The organism is Wolbachia endosymbiont of Chrysomya megacephala, assembly GCF_008245065.1.
Taxonomy (GTDB): domain Bacteria; phylum Pseudomonadota; class Alphaproteobacteria; order Rickettsiales; family Anaplasmataceae; genus Wolbachia.
This window is the reverse complement of record NZ_CP021120.1, coordinates 460,251-479,202: the sequence shown is the minus strand read 5'-3', so window position 1 is coordinate 479,202 and position 18,952 is coordinate 460,251. Positions and strand designations below refer to the sequence as shown.

The 18,952-nt window shown below is 33.5% G+C and carries 19 protein-coding genes, 1 tRNA gene, 2 other RNA genes and 3 pseudogenes; 8 read left to right on the top strand and 17 right to left on the bottom strand.

The genetic code is table 11. The annotated features are described in order from the left end of the window. The first annotated feature begins 52 nt into the window (after positions 1-52). Positions 53-790, top strand: coding sequence for a tRNA pseudouridine(38-40) synthase TruA (gene truA, locus CAI20_RS02240; protein WP_007302324.1), 738 nt, complete (start codon positions 53-55; stop codon positions 788-790). A 1-nt stretch (position 791) separates the two neighbouring features. Here truA and dnaN read toward each other — a convergent pair whose 3' ends face one another. From dnaN to ffs, 7 genes are all read right to left on the bottom strand, one after another. After that, on the bottom strand, positions 792-1,943 hold the full coding sequence (dnaN, locus tag CAI20_RS02235; RefSeq protein WP_007302325.1) for a DNA polymerase III subunit beta: 1,152 nt from the start codon (positions 1,941-1,943) through the stop codon (positions 792-794). Between the two features lie 111 nt (positions 1,944-2,054). Then, positions 2,055-2,552 (bottom strand): invasion associated locus B family protein, encoded by a 498-nt coding sequence (locus CAI20_RS02230; RefSeq protein ID WP_019078627.1) that lies wholly within the window; start codon positions 2,550-2,552, stop codon positions 2,055-2,057. Continuing rightward, positions 2,545-3,438, bottom strand: a complete 894-nt coding sequence (locus CAI20_RS02225; protein WP_012481951.1) for an RNA polymerase factor sigma-32 — start codon at positions 3,436-3,438, stop codon at positions 2,545-2,547. Before CAI20_RS02225 ends, CAI20_RS02230 begins: the two co-directional genes overlap by 8 nt. A gap of 283 nt (positions 3,439-3,721) precedes the next feature. After that, a complete protein-coding gene (locus tag CAI20_RS02220; RefSeq protein WP_149168754.1) occupies positions 3,722-4,405 on the bottom strand; it encodes a P44/Msp2 family outer membrane protein in 684 nt (227 codons plus the stop codon). A 336-nt stretch (positions 4,406-4,741) separates the two neighbouring features. Beyond that, entirely contained in the window at positions 4,742-5,056 is a 315-nt protein-coding gene (locus CAI20_RS02215) for a YbaB/EbfC family nucleoid-associated protein (RefSeq protein ID WP_006013488.1), read from the bottom strand. 21 nt (positions 5,057-5,077) lie between these two features. Then, positions 5,078-6,661 (bottom strand): DNA polymerase III subunit gamma/tau, encoded by a 1,584-nt coding sequence (dnaX, locus tag CAI20_RS02210; protein ID WP_149168753.1) that lies wholly within the window; start codon positions 6,659-6,661, stop codon positions 5,078-5,080. Between the two features lie 16 nt (positions 6,662-6,677). Further along, an RNA gene (gene ffs / locus CAI20_RS02205) (signal recognition particle sRNA small type) lies at positions 6,678-6,776 on the bottom strand. A 109-nt stretch (positions 6,777-6,885) separates the two neighbouring features. On the opposite strand from ffs, the pseudogene CAI20_RS06840 reads away from it, so the two are divergent. Continuing rightward, positions 6,886-7,008: pseudogene (locus CAI20_RS06840) on the top strand (WPE palindromic element domain-containing protein); the annotation flags it as partial. 203 nt (positions 7,009-7,211) lie between these two features. Then, positions 7,212-7,865, top strand: coding sequence for a glutathione S-transferase family protein (locus tag CAI20_RS02195; protein ID WP_007302332.1), 654 nt, complete (start codon positions 7,212-7,214; stop codon positions 7,863-7,865). Here CAI20_RS02195 and CAI20_RS06820 read toward each other — a convergent pair. Next, positions 7,837-8,037: pseudogene (locus tag CAI20_RS06820) on the bottom strand (O-methyltransferase); the annotation flags it as partial. The gene CAI20_RS02195 and the pseudogene CAI20_RS06820 sit on opposite strands and share 29 nt — an antisense overlap. 299 nt (positions 8,038-8,336) lie before the next feature. Here CAI20_RS06820 and CAI20_RS02185 point away from each other — a divergent pair. Further along, positions 8,337-10,016 carry a recombinase family protein gene (locus tag CAI20_RS02185; RefSeq protein ID WP_149168752.1) on the top strand — a complete coding sequence of 560 codons (1,680 nt, stop codon included), beginning with the start codon at positions 8,337-8,339 and terminating at the stop codon, positions 10,014-10,016. Here the strand turns inward: CAI20_RS02185 and CAI20_RS02180 are convergent. After that, positions 9,996-10,478 (bottom strand): annotated as a pseudogene (locus tag CAI20_RS02180) (O-methyltransferase); the annotation flags it as partial. The gene CAI20_RS02185 and the pseudogene CAI20_RS02180 overlap by 21 nt on opposite strands. A gap of 251 nt (positions 10,479-10,729) precedes the next feature. Here CAI20_RS02180 and CAI20_RS02175 point away from each other — a divergent pair. After that, the gene (locus CAI20_RS02175) at positions 10,730-11,008 is read left to right on the top strand and encodes a DUF2671 domain-containing protein (RefSeq protein ID WP_007302334.1); all 279 of its coding nucleotides are present in this window, start codon (positions 10,730-10,732) and stop codon (positions 11,006-11,008) included. 28 nt (positions 11,009-11,036) lie between these two features. Here CAI20_RS02175 and CAI20_RS02170 read toward each other — a convergent pair whose 3' ends face one another. The 3 genes from CAI20_RS02170 to ssrS all read right to left on the bottom strand — a co-directional run bounded on the left by CAI20_RS02170 (position 11,037) and on the right by ssrS (position 12,423). Continuing rightward, the gene (locus CAI20_RS02170; protein ID WP_007302335.1) at positions 11,037-11,729 is read right to left on the bottom strand and encodes a thioredoxin domain-containing protein; all 693 of its coding nucleotides are present in this window, start codon (positions 11,727-11,729) and stop codon (positions 11,037-11,039) included. A 53-nt stretch (positions 11,730-11,782) separates the two neighbouring features. After that, positions 11,783-12,244, bottom strand: coding sequence for a type II toxin-antitoxin system RatA family toxin (locus tag CAI20_RS02165; RefSeq protein ID WP_006013504.1), 462 nt, complete (start codon positions 12,242-12,244; stop codon positions 11,783-11,785). 17 nt (positions 12,245-12,261) lie between these two features. Beyond that, positions 12,262-12,423, bottom strand: a non-coding RNA gene (gene ssrS, locus CAI20_RS02160) — 6S RNA. 117 nt (positions 12,424-12,540) lie between these two features. On the opposite strand from ssrS, the gene CAI20_RS02155 reads away from it, so the two are divergent. Next, a complete protein-coding gene (locus CAI20_RS02155) occupies positions 12,541-13,125 on the top strand; it encodes an MlaC/ttg2D family ABC transporter substrate-binding protein (RefSeq protein WP_007302336.1) in 585 nt (194 codons plus the stop codon). Further along, complete coding sequence (locus CAI20_RS02150; protein ID WP_012481955.1) at positions 13,122-14,432, top strand: bifunctional folylpolyglutamate synthase/dihydrofolate synthase; 1,311 nt, start codon at positions 13,122-13,124, stop codon at positions 14,430-14,432. Before CAI20_RS02155 ends, CAI20_RS02150 begins: the two co-directional genes overlap by 4 nt. Before the next feature lie 5 nt (positions 14,433-14,437). Here CAI20_RS02150 and CAI20_RS02145 read toward each other — a convergent pair whose 3' ends face one another. The 3 genes from CAI20_RS02145 to CAI20_RS02135 all read right to left on the bottom strand — a co-directional run bounded on the left by CAI20_RS02145 (position 14,438) and on the right by CAI20_RS02135 (position 15,793). Next, positions 14,438-14,767, bottom strand: a complete 330-nt coding sequence (locus tag CAI20_RS02145) for a hypothetical protein (RefSeq protein WP_246111613.1) — start codon at positions 14,765-14,767, stop codon at positions 14,438-14,440. Positions 14,768-15,175: 408 nt separating this feature from the next. Beyond that, positions 15,176-15,649, bottom strand: coding sequence for a hypothetical protein (locus CAI20_RS02140; protein WP_149168751.1), 474 nt, complete (start codon positions 15,647-15,649; stop codon positions 15,176-15,178). A 59-nt stretch (positions 15,650-15,708) separates the two neighbouring features. Then, positions 15,709-15,793, bottom strand: a tRNA-Leu gene (locus CAI20_RS02135). Between the two features lie 62 nt (positions 15,794-15,855). Here CAI20_RS02135 and tldD point away from each other — a divergent pair. Then, positions 15,856-17,286, top strand: a complete 1,431-nt coding sequence (gene tldD / locus CAI20_RS02130; RefSeq protein WP_007302340.1) for a metalloprotease TldD — start codon at positions 15,856-15,858, stop codon at positions 17,284-17,286. A gap of 450 nt (positions 17,287-17,736) precedes the next feature. Here tldD and CAI20_RS06550 read toward each other — a convergent pair whose 3' ends face one another. Both CAI20_RS06550 and petA read right to left on the bottom strand, forming a co-directional pair. Further along, a complete protein-coding gene (locus CAI20_RS06550) occupies positions 17,737-17,895 on the bottom strand; it encodes a hypothetical protein (protein WP_019078626.1) in 159 nt (52 codons plus the stop codon). A 366-nt stretch (positions 17,896-18,261) separates the two neighbouring features. Continuing rightward, positions 18,262-18,861, bottom strand: a complete 600-nt coding sequence (petA, locus tag CAI20_RS02125) for a ubiquinol-cytochrome c reductase iron-sulfur subunit (protein WP_149168750.1) — start codon at positions 18,859-18,861, stop codon at positions 18,262-18,264. Positions 18,862-18,952 lie beyond the last annotated feature (91 nt).

Here is an 18,952-nt window from a genome sequence, read left to right as displayed (position 1 = left end):
TTTTAATAACGAAGAACGTTAGTTACCTAAAATTAGATAGATAGACTTTGTAGTGCGATACAAAATAACGATAGAATACAATGGTAGTAGTTTCTCTGGCTGGCAAAAGCAACAACACTCTGCTAACTCAATTCAGGAAACCATAGAAAACGCTATATTTAATTTCAGTGGCGAGAGAGTCTCTTTGCATTGTGGTGGCAGAACTGACACAGGGGTTCATGCTTTAGGGCAAGTTGCTCATTTCAATATGGAAAGGCAATTTGAGCTTTACAGAATAAGAAATGGAATAAACTATCACTTAAAAGCGATTCCTATAGTTGTGCTTAGTGCAGAAGCCGTAGATGATGCATTTCATGCGCGATTTTCAGCAAAAAAAAGATATTATGAATATAGAATAATTAATCGCTACGCTCCTGCAGCTCTGGAAATCGGTTATGTGTGGCAAGTATTTAACCCACTTGACGTAAACATCATGCGTGAAGCTGCTAGACACCTGCTTGGAAAACATAATCTTTCAAGCTTTCGCTCAAAAGATTGTCAAGCTACAAATCCGGTCAGAACAATCGATGATATTGATATAGTACAAAACGGAAGTCACATATACATCAAAATATCTGCGATTTCCTTTTTACATAACCAGGTGAGGATTATTGTTGGTACTTTAGTTGAATTTGGAAAAAATAGAACTAATCCACAAGAAATGCTAAACATATTAAGTCAATGTAAAAGAAACGCTGCTGGAATCACTGCACCGCCTCACGGCTTATACTTAGTAAAGATAGATTACTAGCTTAAGTCCTCATTGGCATTACTATATATAGTGCACTTGGATCATCTTCATCAGTGATAATTGTAGCGCTATTACCATCTGATAAGCTAAATTTACACTTGTTTTCTATACAGGATAAAACATCAAGCAAATAACGAGAATTAAATCCTACTTCCATAAGAGCTCCATCGTAATCCACTTCTATAGACTCAGTTGCATCACTACACTCTTGGGAATTTGAATGTAGAGTTAATAAATTCTCTTGCAATGAAAATTTAATTGATTTTATTTTATCGGACACAACAACGGAAACTCGGTCTATAACACTAGCAAGTTTGCTACTCTCAACAATCATTTGTTTATCTTGAGACGTTGGAATAACGGCTTTGTAATCTGGAAAAGTTCCATCTATCAATTTTGATATTAGAATATACTCACCACATGTAAATTTGATTTTTCTATCTGAAAGTTTTATATTTATCTCATTACAATCATCCAATACTTTCAACAGTTCCATGATAGTTTTACGTGGAATGATCACCCCAAATTCTCCGTTGATATCTTCAGGTTTAGGCCTTTTTATACATGATAAACGGTGGCCATCAGTTGCAACGCAGTACAGAAATTGCTCATCTGTATGCAGATATATCCCATTCAAATTATACCTTGTATCATCTAGCGACACAGCAAACTTCGTTTTAGTCAACAAGTCTACCAAATCTGCACTTAGTAGAGTGAAATCGTATTGATGATCACCTTCTTCAAGAACAGGGAAGTTATTTGAAACTACGTTCGGTAAAGAAAAATTTGCATTTCCACAGGATATCAATAATTTTCCTTGATTATTCATTTCGAAATTGACATCCAAATTAGTTGGCAATTTTTTCACTATATCATGTAAAGTATGTGCTGAGATTTTCACTTCTCCTTCTGCTGATACATTTGCAGTAAGTGAGGCAAATATTGAAATGTCAAGATCAGTAGCCTTCAATTTTATGCTACCATATTGTGCTTTGATATTTATACACGCTAAAACATCTATCGCGTTGCGCCTTTCAACCACTCCACTTACCCTGGATAGCGTATTTAAAAGGCTTGCACGACTTACACTAAAACGCATTTGTTCACACACAGAACTTTGTTCTTTGATTCCTATATCTACAATTTTTGACATATTAATTCTCAAAAATATATTTTAAATGATATTCATATTCTATGTAAAGTGATATCCATATTTTTGTCTGAGAGACAAAACAGCCTATCTTATACTTTAGTGATCAATAATTTACTTTGTATGGCATAAGTCATGCATTTTTTGGTACGCTTTTTGAAAGCCAAGCAAGGAATAAGTATCATCAACATTTGCTGTTTTTACTTTTCCATTAACTACCATTGATAATCCCTGCTTCATTTTTAGAATCAAATCTTGGTCCATTTTTGTATCATCTGTCCACGCAAGACTTCCCTGTATTATTGGCAATTGATATTTAATTTTTTTATCGATATTGAGAACTACAGGCTCATTATTATACTGAAAGCCAGAAGTGACGCTCACCTCATCTGCTTTTTTATCAACGTAACTGACCATTACATACGGCTTGCGATCGGCTGTATAATGTTCACTTTTTTTCTTAGGATGAGATACAATATAACACACTTTTTCACCATCTTCCAATGCAGTATACACAAACCAGTCTTTATATTTTTCGCTCAGTTGTACATTACTAACCGATGCAAGAGTGTCTATTGAAAGAAATATTAGAAATACGAAAAGACTACGCATGTAAACCGAATTTCAAACTCTCTGATTTTATATGTTGTTTTACCTTACTCATCGCTTGCTCAGCCAGCTGTCTTATTCTTTCTCTTGAAACACAATATTTTTTGCTAAGCTCATCCAAAGTCTGAGTATTCTCAGATAAATATCTGCTAATGAAAATGTCTCTTGATCTTTCATTAAGACTTGCCAGCGCATTGCTTAAAATTGTTTCTTTTAATGCCTTTTCTTCATGATTCTGGTAAGCTACTTCTTGACTAACTAAATTACACGGAATCATATCTTGTAACTCCTTTTTAGAGTCATCACCTATTTTTATACAATTATTTAACGACTGATCCTTACAAGCCAGACGATAGCTCATCTGTACAACATCTTCTTCAGATACAGAAAGCTCATTTGATATTGCTTTTATTTCTTCTTTACTCAAAGTTTCTCTGTTTGTGTATTGTAAAATTCTTTTTTTTATTTTACGTAAACTAAAAAACAATCTCCTTTGTGCTTGCGTTGTACCTATTTTCACAAGTGACCAAGATTTTAATATAAAGTCTTTCATTGAAGCTTCAATCCACCATACTGCATAAGTTGAAAAACGAAATCCCAAGTCAGGATTGAACTTTTTCACTGCATGCATTAAACCCATATTTCCTTCCATGACCAGGTCCATCAACAATAGACCGTAATTCTTAAATTTCATTGCAATTTTTACTACCAAATTCAAATGGCTAGTAATCAACCTGTGAGCAGAAGAAATATCCTGGTATTCTTGCCAATTTTTTGCTAATCGCACTTCCTCTTCTTGGGAAAGCATAGGAAATTTTCGCACTTCAGCAATATATTGCATGAGATTAGTGCTACTATTAACACATAAATTTGCTACTGGGGTCAACATAATAACTTAAATTAAAACTCTATACATATAATATATTGATTTTCAGTGAAAAATTCAAGCTTTAATTAAAAAAGCATAACTTTATATCTAGTTGAGATCTTAACAACAGCTACCTAAATGTAGAATTAAAATTGCCAGCGTGTAACGATAAAAGCTACATTAGATAAATAATGTGTTATTCCAGTGCTCAAACACTGGAATTCACATTTCTTTTTTCTAGATCCCAGTGTCATGCTACTTGAATGACAAGAAAAACCCACTGGGATAATAAGACAAAGATAGACTAGAAATTAAACGCTAGTCCAGCTTCTGCACCAAAAGTGCTGTAAACAACATTTTTGATACCAGTATCATCCTTATCTGCCTTATCAAAACTAGCACCATAAGAACCGAAGTAACGAGCTCCAGCAAAGAGTTTGATTTCTGGAGTTACATCATAGCTAACACCAGCCTTTGCTTGATAAGCAAAACCAAATCCTTTTTGATCTTTAACTGAATCAGCTTTTGAAGGATTGCTGATATATGCTGCACCAACACCAACACCAACGTATGGAGTGATAGGCATATCTTCAATCGCTATATCGTAATAAACGTTAACCAATCCTGAAAATGCTGTTAAACTGTCTGCAACATTTGTTTCAGAAGCATTTACTACAGCTGTATCTTTAGCCAATTGTGAGTAAAGCCCTTCAACATCAACTCTAATGTCATCCATTTTATAACCAAATGCACCACCACCAGCTATAAAAGATCTTGTTAAGGGACTATCCTTTTCTTTACCTGTTACATTTTTAATACCATCAACTTTTGTATAAAAAGGTAAAATTTCACCGTTGTATTGTAAACGAACGTAGTAGCTAGTTTCTTCATCACTTATTGGACCAATAGGGTCTGATGAAAAAGCAGAGTTTGATAGGCTTAGCAACGTCACTAAAGCAGCTGCCGAAAAAAACTTTTTATAATGCATAATTGCCCTCGTTAAAAAAATTAAAATTCCACTTTAGCAGTCTAAATAATAACTAAAGTTAAGTCAAGTGCTAACTTAATAACACAAAACCTTCTGTATCTTAACTAACTTTTAGAAAAATACAAAGATTTTATTAATTAATAAATAGAGTTACTCTACTTTTTTTACTCTTGATCTTCTGACACCTATTTCACTAATGTCTTTTTATCTTCTGATCTGCATTCATCATTGTGAATTGCTGCATATTCATGCAGTAATATGAATGTACTTCATGGAAGTACTAGTACAAAAGGAAAACATTTAGTTACTGCATTAAGGCAAACTTCAGTAGTAAATTTAAAAAGGAAGTTTAAATCCAGGTGGTAACCCCATCATACCTGCAAGATCAGAGGTTGCATTTGCCATATCTTCTTCTGCTTTTTTGATGGCATCATTAAACGCTGCTGTCACTAAATCTTCTACTATGTCTTTTTCTTCATTTCTCATAAGCTCTAAGTCTATGTTTACCTTTTTAGCTTTATAGCCACCTATTTTTATAACTTCCACTAATACAGAAACTTTGCCACCACCAGAAATACCTTGAAACTCTTTTCCAATATATTTTTCTTGGGCTTCCGCAAGCTTTTTTTGCATTTCTTGCGCTTGCTTCATTATTTGACTGAAATCCACAACCTACTCCTTATTTTCTATATTAACTACCTTTGCACCTTTAAACGTATTTAATATATCCTTAACTACAGGTGCATAATTTAAATTACTCACTTCCCTATTCATATAACTCGTATCAACTATAATAACCCACTCCTGATTAGTGGCTTGATTTAAGTAACTTTTCAAGTCATTACAAAAATTACTGTTCAAGTTAGATACAGCTTTTAATTTTAAATACCCAAATTTACAATCTATTAATTTTAGATTACTACACAGTTGTTTGTAAAGATAAATTTGGTTACTCCGCCTTAATAGTTGCAAAATCTTATCAAAATCGTAATTTTGTTGTTTATTTTTCACATGGATCCCAGTGTCACGCACTGGGATGATAGAGTGGGGTTTTTCCACATATTTTTTTGGATCCGAGTAGTCAGCTACTTGGATGACAGGGGGGGAAGGTGCAACAGGTCTGCCCTGTCTATTTCCTTGCTCTACATTCTGTGAAAGAATTTTTTTGATCACCTGTTCCGGAGAAGGCAAATCAGAAAGATAACAAAGGCTAATTAATATCATTTCAGCGGCAATTTCATTGCATGTTGAAACCTTTATATCTTGAATACCCTTAAGCAGCACCTTCCACAATCTCGAAAAAAATATTAAAGACTTTTTTGTACTCAAATCTTTTACTTTGCTCTTCTCATATTCTGTATCAATCTCTTTTGTAATTAAAAAACGGCATATTAACTGGATTGTTTGCAGCAGATCTTCAAAAATATTGAGCGGATTTGCTGTTTTTACCACATTGTCGAATACTAACAAAGCCTTCTGTAAATCACTATCTAATACTGCTTCCAGTAGATCAAATATAACGTTTCTATCTACTAGACCAAGTATGTCTGTAACACTTTGAGTGGATATTGTACCATCTTTGCTATATAGCAATGCTTGATTCATCAAAAATAAAGCGTTACGCATTGAATTGCTACAGTGGTGAGCAATTAATTCCGATGCTTCTTTTTCAATAAAATAATTTTCTTTTTGTGCAATATCATTTAAACGCTCCATTATCTTAGCTGAAGGAATGTTATGTAAGTCAAACCTTTGACAACGTGCAATAACAGTTATTGGTATCTTTTTTATTTCTGTAGTTGCTAGAATAAACTTTACGCTAGATGGTGGTTCTTCTAGAGTTTTAAGTAATGCATTAAATGCATTACTGGATAACATGTGTACTTCATCTATAATGTAAACTTTAAATTTAGAACTTATTGGTAAATAGCAAATATCTCCCAAGATCGCTCTAACATCCTCAACACTAGTGTGACTTGCCGCATCGATTTCAACTACATCTGGATGGCTTGAATTTTTTATTGCCAGACAACTTGTACATGATCCACAAGGTTCAAAAGTTGGCCCCAATGAGCAGTTCAAACATAAAGCTATTATTCTTGCAGTGGTGGTTTTACCAATTCCACTGCTACCAGAAAGCAGTATAGATTGTGGAATTTTGTTGAGAGTAAAAGCATTTTCTAGTATACGCACCAATATATCTTGACCTACTAAATCTTTAAAGCTACTAGGACGATATTTTAATGCTATGTTCATAGCCTAGAATAAAACAAATAGTACAAATAGGTATGCAACCCAAAAAGATTCTGATATGGTTGCTTCATTTCTGACCTGACCAAGTTACAGAATTTTTGCCTGCATACCTTATCAAAGGTTATACTTTTTTTTTTTTTTAGCAAGGTATATTCTATATTAGTCTTATAATTTATATGTTAGACCTTTTGCAACATTACTTTGGAGTAAACAGCCGTTACCTAAAATACTCTTCTTCTGTCATCCCAGTGTCCAGACACTGGGATCCAGAAAACTTAATTTTAAATGAATACATTAGGCTGTTGTATAATAAGAACTGGATTCCAGTGTCAATCACTGAAATGACACCCTTCCGGTGGGGATTGCTCTCAAACTACAATGTTCGTACAGTTGTACTGGGATTCAAGTATAAAAATATTTGGAAATTATACAATGGACAATGGATTCTAGGAATATATGTTAAAAGTAATGTCCATAATGAAATAAGCTGGATTCCAATGTCACGTACTGGAATGACAACATATAGGTATTGGAATAACAAAAGAGGAATATTATGATTTTATATCATTTTCCTCTTTGTCCATTTTCACGAAAAGTTAGAGCTCTTCTCAAGGAAAAAAAGCTGAGTTGTGATTTGGTATATGAAAATCCATGGGAAAAGCGGAATGAATTCATGGAGATCAATCCAATCGGACAAGTACCAGTATTAATAGATAATAACTTTGTAATAGCGGATAGTAATGCCATTTGTGAATATATAGAAGAGATTTACAATAGTAACGTCAAATTACTTGGTTCATCAACTATTATTAAGTCTAAAATACGCGCTTTAATCAATTGGTTCGATAGCAAATTTTACAATGAAGTTACTAAGTATATTATGAATGAAAAAGTAATTACTAACCGCAGCCCTGACTCTAGATTTCTTCATGCAGCTCAGCATAACCTGCCTTACCATATGGAATACATCGAACACTTAATTAACAAGAACGTTTGGCTTGCAACCGATAAGTTCACTTTAGCCGATATTACTTTAGCATCACATATTTCTATAATAGACTACGTAAATAGTTTTCCCTGGGAAAAAAGTAAGATTTTAAAAGAATGGTACTCCATTGTTAAATCAAGGCCTTGTTTTCGCGAAATATTATTAGAGAGAGTTTTTGGCTTAACTCCCCCTAGACATTACGCTGACCTTGATTTTTAACTTGCGTTAGTTTTAAAGCTACAGTCATTCCTTCGTCAGTAGGAATCAATATGGAGAAATATTTTTTTTCATCTGACAATCTATCGTTAAACTCTCTCATAGCATGCCATGACTTTTCTGATACTTCTTTTGGAGGAGATTCTAAAAATACTGTATCAAATAATAGAGTGTTTACACTACCGACAATGTTGCAAAAAACATAAAAATAAAACTAGAGAAAACCATTTCTCGAAAACTTCTGTGTCCAGAACCAAGAGTCCGATTTACTTATAGCGCTAATAATCAATTAACCATCGGCTTTAAGGAATGATATGAACATATTATTTCAAGGAAAAGTCATGAGAAACAAGAGATTAGCTATCCAAATTAGCTGTAGCTATGAACCTAATCGGTTAGCAGAACAATGCTTATCAGATGCTTATGAAAAGGTAGTGTCAAAGGAAATAAGTCAAAAAAACTTAAAACATAAAAATGGGATTCAAGGAGGGTCAAATGGTAACAGTATGTTTATATGCGAGAGTTTCTTCGGGGAAACAAGTAGAAGGAAATACGATAGAAAGTCAAATTGCAGCTTTAGAGAAGCAAATTAATCTGGACGGATACAGATTGTTAAGTGAGTATAAATTTATTGATAACGGCTACAGTGGATCTCATTTAGTCCGCCCTGATTTAGAAAAATTACGTGATAAAGTAACAGAAGGTAAAATTGATAAGATTTACATTCATTCTCCTGATCGTTTATCTAGAAAATATGCATATCAAATGGTGCTGATTGAAGAATTTGAAAAAGCAGGAGCAAAAGTGGTTTTTTTAAATTATGAGATTAACGGTAACCCAGAATCTCAATTACTGTTACAAATGCAAGGTATGATAGCAGAATATGAACGTGCGAAAATTATGGAACGAAGTCGTCGTGGTAAAATCTATGCAGCTAACAAAGGCTATGTAAATGTAATGGGAGGAGCTCCTTATGGTTATCGTTATATAGATAAGCATATGGGAGGAGGACAAGCTTTATTTGAGATTAACGAAAAAGAAGCTGATGTCGTTCGTAAAGTATTTTTGTGGATAGGCAGAGAAAGAACAAGTATTGGGGAAGTATGTCGTCGGCTAAATACTATGTCCATTAAGACACAAAAAGGAAAAGAACGCTGGAATAAAGGTACAATTTGGAGTATGTTGAAAAACCCTGCTTACAAAGGACAAGCAGCTTTTGGTAGAAGAAGGTTAGGAGTAAGATTAAAGCAAGTAAGACCACAGAAAGGCTCTTGTGAGCAGCCAAAAAGTAACCACTCTGTCTATCCTGTTGAAAAAGCAAATTGGATTTATATTAAAGTGCCAAATATAGTAGATGAAGATATATTTGATATTGTTCAAGAACAATTAGCTGAAAATAGAAAAGTAGCAAGGACAAGAAAAAGAGGAGCAAAGTACTTACTACAAGGTTTAGTCATATGTAAGCGTTGTAATTACGGATGTTACGGAACTTGCATGAGAAGTAGACGAGAAGAAGAAGGTGGTCATTATGCATATTACCGTTGTAGTGGTAAAGATTCTTACCGTTTTGGTGGTAATAAGATTTGTGACAATAAACCCATTCGCTCAGATGCATTAGAAACAGCTGTGTGGGAAGAGGTTAAGCAGTTATTGAAAAATCCAAACAGGATTTTAGAAGAATACAAGCGTAGGCTTTCAGAACTAAAAAAATCATCATTGGATCAAAAAAGTGACCTGCTAGAGAAACAAGAAAATAAATTAAAACGTGGTATTGCTAGACTTATCGATAGTTATGCTCAAGAATATATCAATCAAGAGGAATTTGAACCACGAATTAAAGCAATGAAACAAAGCTTAAAAACAATTAAAGAAGAGAAGAAAAAGATATTTTATCAAAAGGAATTAGAACAGGAGGTAACTCTGGTTGTGGCCAATTTAGAAGACTTTTCTTCCAATATTACGTTAAACCTTGATAACGCAGACTGGTTAACTAAACGTGATATTATCAGAACATTGGTCAAGAGAATTGAAATTAACCTTGAGGACGTAAATGTGGTATTTCGCGTAAAAGAGCTACCGAACTCTTCTGGACATAATGGAAAGGAAAATAAAAATTTGCAACATTGTCGTAGGTGTATTATCTGCAACGATTAGCCCATCTTGTTTAATGTATGACTCTGCCCAATCTAAATACTTAGGATAACTACTTTTGTCAGCATCGATGAATATCATGTCAAATGGTGCCTTTGCTGATAATTCATTAATTTTTTCCAGTGCATCACCTTCTATTAGAGTAATTTTATCACTTAGATTAAAAGCACTAAAATTTTTTTTTGCTATTCTTGAGTGTTGAGGATTATTTTCTATTGTATATATATGACCATCTTTCGGTAAAGCTTTTACCATACAAATTGACGAATAACCATATAAAGTGCCAATTTCAACTATGCTTTTAACTTTATGGATTTTGATAAATAAATTTAATAATTTTCCTTCTTCAGGAGTGATTTGAATACGTTGTTTCTTATCAAGAGTACAATGTTCTTCTATTTTTTTATACTCTTTTGCAAATAAGCTTCTTATGTACAACGATTTTCTGCTAAAGTTATGACGCATTAAGTTTTATAATATAAACTAAGGAGGTTTAATCTATATAAGATTTATAGATATAACAATAGAGTTAAGAATAATAAAAATTTTTATTTTAAGTTGTTATTTTATAAAGTAAAATTTTAAGTGACAAAGATTATTATATATTTTACTATGGTTAACTAGTATAATAACCAATTGTTATACTAGAATTAAGGGATCGTTTATTTTACATCTCTCTTAAAATGTAATTTTTATAATCAATTAGAGGGGGTTATATGTCTTATAACATTGCTAACGAAGTTGAAACGTTAAGCAAGAAATCTAATAATAATGAAGGAGTGAAATTACTGCACAATCCAGCTTATCGCGAGAAGTACAAAGAACGCTTTAACGAAGCTCAGAAAAAAGTTATGGATATGGTCCAATTTTATGATGGAACGATAGTATTAATAGAGAATAAAATTGCTATGTATTATTATGCTTGGCACAGTAAAAAAAGAGAGTTTGAGCGTAAAAAGCAACAAACAGTATCAAAAAATAATGATTCAGCATAGGGTTTTTATATGGTAAGCTACAGTGTTATTACTTCACTATAGCTTTTCCATATAACTCATCTATTACATTAGTGAAGTATTCCAGCTCTCTATACCCTTCATGTTTGATTTTACCATTCTCTACATATGATTTGTCATCGTTAATCTTGATGATGAATACAGGAGTAGCTGTGATATCAAGTTTATTAATTGCAAGTGATTTATCATTTATAATTTTGTCCATCATCTTTTTATCATTAATGCATTGGTTAAATACATCTTGCTTCAAATTGCTTAGTGCAGCAATTTTTTGTAGTATAGTTAAATCACTAAAATTAGAGTAGTTCCACGAGTCTATTGCATTAAACACAGCTTTGTTAAAATTAAAATAGTCTTCTTCTTTTTCATAGCAATAACTTAGCATTGCAGCTTTTAATCCTCTGTAATCTAGAGGAAAATGACGGAATATGTATAACATCTTACCTGTATCTATGTACTTTTCTTTGATTTTAGGAAAAACTTTCTTATGAAAAAGAGAACAGTGATAACAAGTGAGCGAAGCATATTCTATCATTAAAATTGGTGCTTTTGGATCACCTAATAATTTATCATCAGGCAGTAGTGACAGTAGTTCTTTTGATGTTATTTCATCAGTTTTTTGAGTGTTGGGTAAGTTTTGTTCAATAGCTGCATAAGAACTAACACTTATAAAAATAAGTAAGAACAATAATCTAAAAATCATTACAATGGAAATACTTAACTTATTAAAGAATTTATGCATTTATATAAATGATGTCAAGATAACTTTTTCTCGGCAACACTTTCTACTCTGTCTTTAAATGCAGCAATTATTTTACTTTGTGTGTATTTATAAACTGAGTTTAATAAGGCAGAAAACAAATTGGATTTAAATTCAAACTTTATATAGAACTCTACCATAGTTTTACTTTCATCTATAGGAGTGAATTTCCATTCGTTGTATAAATGTTTAAATATTCCATTTGACGACACAGCTTTTATCCAACTTTTATTTGCTCCATTTGGAGAAAGAAAGGTCACTTCTGATGTGTAACTTCCTTTAATGCCATGAAAAGCTGCAAGGAGGTCCACAATCATTTGGCTATCAGTTTTTTCTTTTATATAAACAGCTTTGCACCAAGGAACAAAATCAGGATACTTCTCAACGTCAATTACAACTTGAAATATCTCATGAGATGAACAGAAAAAAACACCTTGTTCTTTATATTGGTGTAACATAAACCTAAATAATGGAAAAGGGATCCATATCTACCGTCAGTCTTAGTAGATTCCTGAGACCTAAAGTTAAGGTGGGCATCACGTACTAATTTCAATGAAATTAACAGAGGCAATTCCCTTGATCAGAAATTATCGCTCGGGAAATTTAACTTAACTCATAACGCATAGCACAGACCCCTAAATTAATTATAGATTATTTATATAGAGTATGTCTATAGATATATTAAAACTAGCGATCATTATTTTGCCTTTGTTAAATTTTGCATTTTAAGTATCATAGCTAATAAATATATCTTATGAATCTTATTAAGTTCTTAACCATTTTTATTGTAATCTCCTCAAGTGCTTACGCGAATTGTATAGGGCACAAAACTTTTGTGCTTGCCATGAAGCAGCAAGTAGACAACACGTCTATGAAAGGGAATAGAAAAAATCTAGAACATGTACAAGAAGAACTTCTGAAAATTATTCAGAATAATGTTGACCTCAAAGGAATATCTCGATTTGTCATAGGGAAATATTGGAATTTATCTACTCAGAAAGAAAAAGAAGAGTTTCTAAAAGAATATGAAGTATATCTCGCGCGCTTGTGCGCTAAAATTTTGTATAAATACATAAATAATAGTGAAATGATCATAATGAGTACAAAAGCAGTTGACGATGAAACTTGTCTGATAGGAACAAGATTTTCTTATGGTGATGAGGAATTTACAAACATTGACTTTAAAGTGACTAAAAATGACAATTCTTTCTTAATAAACGATGTTGTAATGAGTGGGATAAGTATTGCTATTAATCAACGTTCTCAATTTAGTGAAAAAATCGACACGCACGGCATGGCAAGTGTAATAGATGAATTAAAACGTAACAATAATTTATGATATACATGCCTCATTGGCCTAAGCCGATTGGCAGTAGGCCAAAGGATTTTTCTCTTGATCGCATAAAAAGTTTTCTAAATAAACTGGGTAATCCCGAGAAAAAAATACCGCCAATAATTCACATAGCTGGCACTAATGGCAAAGGATCAACACTATCCTTTATAAGATATATAATGCAAGCAGCAGGGTATAAAGTTCATACGTACACTTCTCCACATTTAGTGAATTTTAATGAGAGAATAGTTGTTGCAGGCAATGATATCGATGATAGTGAATTACATAACTCACTGGAAGAATGCCGTATAGCAGTCGCAGAACAACCCATCACTCTATTTGAAGCCGCAACGACTGCAGCCTTCTTAGCTTTTTCTCGTCATAAAGCTGATATTACTTTAGTTGAAGTGGGTCTGGGTGGAAGGCTTGATGCAACAAATGTTATAGATAATCCGATTCTAACGATCATCACTTCCATTGCACTTGACCATACAGAATATCTTGGTCCTACCGTAGAAACCATAGCAGGTGAAAAGGCTGGAATAATGAAACCTAATGTTCCTTGCGTAATAGCACCACAAGAAAAATCTATAATGAACACGCTAGAACAACACGCAATAAACAAAAAATCTCCCTTATATAGAGGAGGATTTGAGTGGAATTGCGAAAAACAGAATAACAGGATGGTCTTTCAATCGACTATTCAATCAATAGAATTTTCTTTGCCATCTTTAAAAGGAGATCATCAAATAATCAATTCAGGAAACGCAATTGCAGCATGTAGCATTTTGAGTGGGAAGTATGGATTTAATATTGGAGAAGAGGACATTGCTTCAGGTTTACAGAGCACTTATTGGCCTGCGCGGCTAGAGTCTATAAAAGAAGGTAATTTAATTTCTTTATTACCAAAAGATTGGCAATTATTTCTAGATGGCGCGCACAACAATGATGGTGCCAGAGTGTTAGCTAAGTGGGTAAGAGACAATTTTGCTGAAGGTATCTATATGATCTTTGGTGTTACTCGTAACAGAAACGTCGCAGAGTTCTTAGAGCACTTAAAGCCATACATCAAACTACTATGCGCCGTTTGTGTTAAATCTGAACCTAAAGCAACAAGTACAGATTTAATTAGAGAAGGAGCTCATAATATAGGAATCAATGCTATCGAATGTGAATCAATCAGAGATGCTATATCAAATCACATACTAAAAGCTTCTATACAAAACGTCAAAACCATACTAATCTGTGGCTCGCTATTTTTAGCCAGAGATTTGAGTATGGAGAATAGCTATCAATTAATCCAAGAACAATAAATGCACTACACAACTTGCTCTCTTCCATGAGCGTGAACACTATCGGGATTTACAATGCTGCTTGGCTTTTCGGTTAATGCTCCTATAGGTACATTTTGTTCATCACCTCTTCCTTCAGTTTTTACAAGATTTACAACTTTTCTCTCGTAGATCTCACTTGCTAATTGTAATAATAAAGTACAACCTAGTACTATAGCAAATCCAATGAGTACTTTACTGTCTACGCAACTAGATTGGTACTGCAACACCAAACCTGCTATTAATAAAATAGGAGGAAGATAATTTGAAATTTGGGAAGTAAGAATTAGATATTTAAATGCTTTACTTTTGAACATTTCATCTATATAAATAGTACCTTCAAAAATAAACGTTAGTGCGGTTGTGTGTCCCACGCTGGCTCTCTAAAATTACTTTAGCTACAAATATTAAGAAATTTACTAAGTAAAAAAAGACAAAAGAACCCCCGTATAGCGAGTTTTAATAATTTAAATTGATAATGTACTAACAAGCGCGATTTGGCTGAATGTAGAAAAAATAAAAAAGACATGCAGCCGCTATAATTTTTATGTAATTTGCCAATAAATATTTGAGTTTTTTACTGAATTTTGCTGTTAAATCCGCGGAGATTAAAAACAAGGGTAAATACTCTTGCTATCATAGTAAGGGAGATGGCGTAATTTGTCAAGTTAAATAAGCTAAGTTATTAACATGTAATAATTAGGCAGCTATTGCAGATTGAATGTTCAAATGATCACTAACTTTGAGGTTTTGGTTTCATCTATTTGCGGCTGACTAATCATAGTTCGAGTGAAATTGGTTGCCATAAAGGTACAACCTAGAATAAAAAAAGCAACGGAAATAAAGGGGATAATAGGAAATTCAAGAGGTAATATAGATGTAATTCCTCCTATTAAAAATGAAACGTTAGATGCAATGTCGAGGCAGATCTTCATTAATTTCTCTTGCCGAGAGGTATCGAGTTGCTTATTAAGGCCACACTGCCTAAAATGATCAGTTAATGACCATATATTTAAAGCAAGCGAAAGTGCACTTAGTATAGTGCTGACAATAGTAAAATACAAGCTTAAGGAAGAAATATTTAGGGCTAATGCTGCTATGTACCCACTCAAAGAAGCAATAGATAGTGCAGTAACCAAGCGTTTTGAATAAGTTCTTATTTTCTTTCTGTAAACAAGCTTTTTTTCTTCATAACTCATAAACTTAGTAGTAAATACATTATATCATAGCATTAATTGACTCAAAAATCAATACAGAGTGCCCGGGAGAAGACTTGAACTTCCACAACTTGAAAAGTTACTAGCACCTGAAGCTAGCGCGTCTACCAATTCCGCCACCCGGGCTTTTTGTGATTTACTATGTTAAAATTAAATAATATACTTAAACAATTTTTAGCTCAAAGGTAATGCCAAATCTAGATCAAATATTTTTTGCTCAGAACAATGTTAATATTAATAATGTATATAAAATAGTCAACAACGCTTTGAGCAATAGTGATGGTGGTGAGCTATTTTTAGAGTTTTGCCAATCAGAATCCCTGATTTTTGATGATAATATATTAAAACATATGGATTTAAATATCAGAAGAGGATTTGGTCTCAGGTCTTTTTGTGAAGATAGTACGTCTTTTGTTTGCTCTTCTGAGATTAGCGAAAAAGAAATTAGTAAAGCTGCTTCTATGGTAAAAAGTTCAGCATCTTTAAGCAAAACAAATTCAGTAAACTTAAATGAGGAGGCAAAAAGCCTGTATTCAAAGATTAATCCCATAAATGAAATGGATCTGAGCTCAAAAATTAAACTACTCAATGAGATTAATGAGTATGTAAGGTCGAAGAATAACTGCGTGAAGCAGGTAAAAATAACTCTAAATGGAGAATGGCAAGTTGTACAAATAATAAAAGATGATCACAGGTTAAGCGATATCAGGCCTTTGGTACGTTTTAATGTACTAGTCATCGTAGAGAAAAATGGCCGAGCAGAGAGAGGTTCTGCAGGGCACGGTGGAAGAGACTCTTATAGTAAATTTGTTTCTGAGAAGAAGTGGAAAAAAGTTGCAAACCAAGCGTTAGAACAAGCGCTAGTAAATCTTGAGGCAATTCCAGCTCCGGCTGGAGAGATGACAGTTGTTTTAGGTTCAGGTTGGCCAGGAATATTATTGCATGAAGCTGTAGGTCATGGACTTGAAGGTGATTTTAACCGTAAAGGAATCTCGGCATTTTCAAATTCTATGGGTAAACAAGTGGCAGCCAGTAACATTACTGTAATTGATGATGGAACTCTACCTAATTTGCGTGGTTCTATTAGCATAGACGATGAGGGTACTTTACCTGGCTATAATGTGCTTATAGAAGATGGAATTCTAAAAGGATATATGCAAGATCATATGAACGCTAAACTTATGGGTGTAAATCCAACTGGTAATGGTAGAAGAGAAAGTTACAAAGAAGTTACTATGCCACGCATGACAAACACCTATATGTTGGCAGGAAAATATGCACCAGAAGAAATAATATCCAGTGTAAAAAGAGGCCTATATGCAGTAAATTTTGGTGGTGGACAAGTTGATATAACATCAGGAAAATTTGTTTTCTCATCTTCAGAAGCTTACCTAATAGAAAATGGTAAAATTACACAGCCAGTGAAAGGAGCAACACTAATTGGTGATGGGCCAACAGTGCTAAAAAAAGTATCAATGATTGGTAATGATCTAAAGTTAGATCCTGGTGTTGGTACGTGCTCAAAAGACGGGCAAAATGTGCCTGTTGGAGTTGGTCAGCCAACACTCAAGGTCGATGCAATAACTGTTGGTGGAACTGAATATGTAGATAAGGGCTAAGCGAACTCAGCTCATGCTGTACAATTGTACAAATATTGTAACCATTATTCAAGTAGCTCATATAGATGCAAAAACTACTTAACAAATCTCTCTGCCTTCCTTGCCATAACGTGTATAACAATCTCACAGAAAATAATATCATAGAATTCAATAGGTGGTCTTTAAAAAATCCTTAAGGAAAGTAAAATCTGTTTAAATAGGCCGATATAGATGGTTTTACGATATAATAAAATTATTATAAACAAGAACTTATAAACTCTAGCAAATGAATTTGTGAGTTTAGTGGTGTTAGGAATACCTGGCTCTTTTATGTGGATTGACATTCTCAATAACCTGCTCTAGAGATAGATTATATAATTTTGACAAGGTTCTTGGCATGTGATATTTTTCTCGAATATAGGTAATGGCATAAATGACTTTATATCTATATCCAGCTCTAGGGGAAGATCTTCAATGTTTACGTCCATCCCTGACAAAGGATATTCTATGTCCATGTGCAGCTTTGGGGGATAGTTCTACTTTGAAGATTTCTTTCACTTTTACTATTGCGACTCCCAATTCCACTGAAATCACTCTTTCCCTTAATTCATATTGATATGGTGACTCCATTTATTCCCTCACTTTCAGCTTTTTCTTGCTTTACCATATCTCTTCCCCTCTTGTCTCTATCTTTATGTATTAAGCTATATAACTCAAAATCTTGATAAAATGCAGAAAAGTTTTTTTAATTTCAGCTCCATCCTCGAAGAGTTAGAAAATAACTTTAAGCAAGTTAGTCAGAATTTTTCTGACGCAAAGGAACAAGTTTTAAATTTAGCTGTCAACTCTGAAAATTTGGCAGGCAAGTTTCTTAATTATCACCCGAATATGTGCATAGTATAAAATTAGCTTGATAGACTTCAAGAGCTTTGCCTATGAAGTCAGTGTGCTTCTTGAAATGCAATATACTTTTATTACTTTAATTATGAAAATCCGTTAAGCCTTCTTGCCAATTACTACAATATTTTCACTTGGAAAAAAGTAGTCAGGTATAGCCATGTTCTTTGGTGCAGGACCGCCAATTACTCGGCCTGATGTGTCATAATATGAACCGTGACAAGGGCAGAACCAACCGTTGCCGTCTTTTGTAGCGTGATCAACTGGTACACATCCAAGATGGGTGCATATTCCAATCATAATTAACCATTCATCTTTTCCTTTGTATACTCTTTTTTCATCTGATTCAGGATCTCTCAAATTTTCTGCATTTATGGCTCTTGCAGCCTCAATCTCTTGTTTTGTGCGCTTGCGGATAAATACTGGCTTACCTTGCCATTTTACCTTTTTTCCTTGTCCTTCTTGAATATCAGATAGATTAACTTCAACCATAGACATCGCTAAAACCTCAGCAGAAGGATTCATAGACTTAACCAATGGCCAAAGACCGCTTGCAGCTCCTATACCTGCCATGGCACACGTAGTTAATGTGATAAAATCTCTTCTACTCTTATTTTTGGCAAAATCTTTAACAAGAGATGTTTTTTTATTCTTCTCATTCGTCAATGATTTTTTATTTTTAGTTAACTTCTTATCCATCAATCTCTACTTGAACATAGACACATATTTTAATTTAAATATTATAGATTAATCAATAGAAATTTGCACTATTTGTTTAACCTTTGCTATA